The sequence below is a fragment of the Allomuricauda sp. ANG21 genome (genome assembly GCF_040705235.1).
Lineage (GTDB): Bacteria > Bacteroidota > Bacteroidia > Flavobacteriales > Flavobacteriaceae > Flagellimonas > Flagellimonas marina.
On record NZ_JBFCVT010000014.1, the window covers coordinates 1 to 2,540 of the forward strand.

Here is a 2,540-nt window from a genome sequence, read left to right on the forward strand (position 1 = left end):
TGCAAAAAATGGGCATAGTATACCACCTCGGGCGGAGTAAAGTGAGCAGGGCGCAGCGGACCAAAGTGAACCACCTTGGGCGGACCAAAGTGAGCCACTAAAAATCGGTTCTATTTGTGGGTTTCCATGGGTTTCTTTGTAAAAAAGGACCATGGCCAACAAACAGATAGATATGCGCAAGGCAAAACAGATTTTCAAGCTATATGGCGAGGGCACAAGCAAACGGCGCATCAGTGCGCAGTTGGGTATCTCCCGGAACACCGTAACCAAGTACATTGACTTTTTCAAGCGGTACAAGCTGACCCCCTATGAGGTGTCGGCCATGACCCTGGAGGAGCTCCATAGGCTCTTCAAGGCCGACCGGAAACCCAAGAGCGAGAAGCTGAAGACCCTGGAGGGGTACTTTCCCTATTTTGACAGGGAACTCCGCAAAACGGGCGTTACCAAGCAACTTCTCTGGGAAGAATACCGTGCAAGGCACCCCGATGGGTTCAAGTTGTCACAGTTCAGGTATTGGTACCGGGAATGGACAAAGGAGGTCTCCCCTGTCATGCACTTTACCCACAAGGCGGGCGATAAGCTGTTCATAGATTTTACGGGCAAGAAGCTCAGTATCGTGGACAGGCATACCGGTGAGCTCCAAGACCTGGAGGTCTTCGTGTGCGTGCTGGGCAGCAGCCAGTACACCTATGTGGAGGCCTGTGCGAGCCAAAAGCTGGAAGACTTTATGCGCTGCGCCGAGAACGCCCTCTGGTTCTACGGTGGGGTCCCCCGTGCGCTGGTCACGGACAATCTCAGGTCGGCCGTAACCAAAAGCAGCCGCTACGAGCCAAAGGTCAACGATACCTTTGCCGACTTCGCCGAACACTACGAAACGGCAGTACTTCCCACCAGGGCTTACAAGCCCAGGGACAAGGCCATCGTCGAAAATGCCGTCCGGATCATCTACACCAGGGTATTTGCGCCATTGCGCAACACCACTTTCCATACCAAGGACGATATCAACGCGGCCATATTGGAACTCTTGAAGGTACACAACAACATATCCTTTAGGGGAAGGGAATACTCCAGACAATCACTTTTCGAGGAAGTGGAACGACGGGAACTGGGGCCCCTTCCGGTTAAACGTTACGAGATAAGGTCGTATGCCAAGGGCACCGTCCACAAGAACAGCCATATCTACCTTGGCAAGGACAAGCACTACTATAGCGTACCCTACCGACATATCGGCAAGCAGGTAAGGATAGTCTACACCGACAGCTTTGTGGAGATTTACCACAGGAACGAACGGCTGGCCGTCCATGAAAGACAAAGGCAGCGGTACGGGTATACCACCGTGGCCGAACACATGCCCTCGCACCATCGGTTCGTGAGCGAGTGGAGCAGCGAGAAGTTCATCGCCTGGGCAGAAAACATAGGCGCCCACTGTAAAACCTACATCATGGGGATATTGGACAAAAAGCAGCATCCCGAACAATCCTATAAATCATGCCTGGGTATACTCCACCTGGCCAAAAAGGTCGGTGACCAACGGCTGGAAAATGCCTGTAAGCGGGCATTGGACTACGGGGCGTTCAATTATAACATGGTGGAACGTATCCTAAAAAAAGGATGGGACGACATCGAGGAAGACCCAAGGGAGCACATCGAAGTGCCCGACCATGACAACATCAGGGGAGAAGATTATTATAAATAAAAACCATAAAACTTTATGACAATGAACACAAAGACATTGGAACAGATGAAACAACTGAGGTTCTACGGAATGGTAAGGGCCTTCAACACCAGCCTTTCCTCCGGGAGCGTCGATTACACCAATGATGAGCTGGTGGCCTACCTTATGCAGTCCGAATGGGACGATAGGTACAACCGCAAGATCGAGCGCCTTACCAAGGCTGCAAGGTTCAGGTACAGCGCCGTCATGGAGGCCATCGACTATGCAACGGAGAGGAACATCGACAAGAACCAGGTACAGCGTTTTGCCTCCTGTGAGTTCATAGGCAGAAAGGAGAACATCCTGATCACCGGAAGCACCGGTGTGGGGAAAAGTTATCTGGCATCGGCCATAGGCCACCAGGCCTGCTCTATGGGCCGCAGGGCCATGTACTTCAATACCGCGAAGCTGTTCACCATGCTCAAGACCTCAAAGGCCGACGGGTCTTACCTAAAGGAAATAGCCAAGCTTGAAAAGCAGGACCTGCTCATACTTGACGACTTTGGCCTCAAACCTTTGGACAACATCAACAGGCACTCATTTATGGAAATAATAGAGGACAGGCACGGGAAAAGGTCAACGATAATAGCTTCCCAACTGCCCGTTGAGGCATGGCACCAGATTATTGGGGAAAAGACCATTGCGGACGCAATACTGGACCGTTTGGTGCACACCGCCCATAGAATAGACATCAAAGGGGAGTCAATGAGAAAAAAACTGAGAAATAATAGCTAATTTTAATCCACGGATGAATCGATTTTAAACACTTCGTTTGCCCTGCTCACTTTAATCCGCTGTGAGTGGTATACCTTAACCGCCCTATCCA

Annotated in this window: 2 protein-coding genes; both read left to right on the forward strand. The window is 51.1% G+C overall.

The window, feature by feature from the left end; genetic code table 11:
- Window positions 1–151 precede the first annotated feature (151 nt).
- Window positions 152–1,696, forward strand: a complete 1,545-nt coding sequence (istA, locus tag AB1A65_RS15900; protein ID WP_366590919.1) for an IS21 family transposase — start codon at window positions 152–154, stop codon at window positions 1,694–1,696.
- 21 nt (window positions 1,697–1,717) lie between these two features.
- On the forward strand, window positions 1,718–2,449 hold the full coding sequence (gene istB, locus AB1A65_RS15905; RefSeq protein WP_366590920.1) for an IS21-like element helper ATPase IstB: 732 nt from the start codon (window positions 1,718–1,720) through the stop codon (window positions 2,447–2,449).
- The last annotated feature ends 91 nt before the right edge of the window (window positions 2,450–2,540 follow it).

Bases quoted from the DNA above. Each gene is read 5' to 3' on its own strand.
- istA (WP_366590919.1), top strand. From the start codon at position 152: ATGGCCAACAAACAGATAGATATGCGCAAGGCAAAACAGATTTTCAAG.
- istB (WP_366590920.1), top strand. From the start codon at position 1,718: ATGAACACAAAGACATTGGAACAGATGAAACAACTGAGGTTCTACGGA.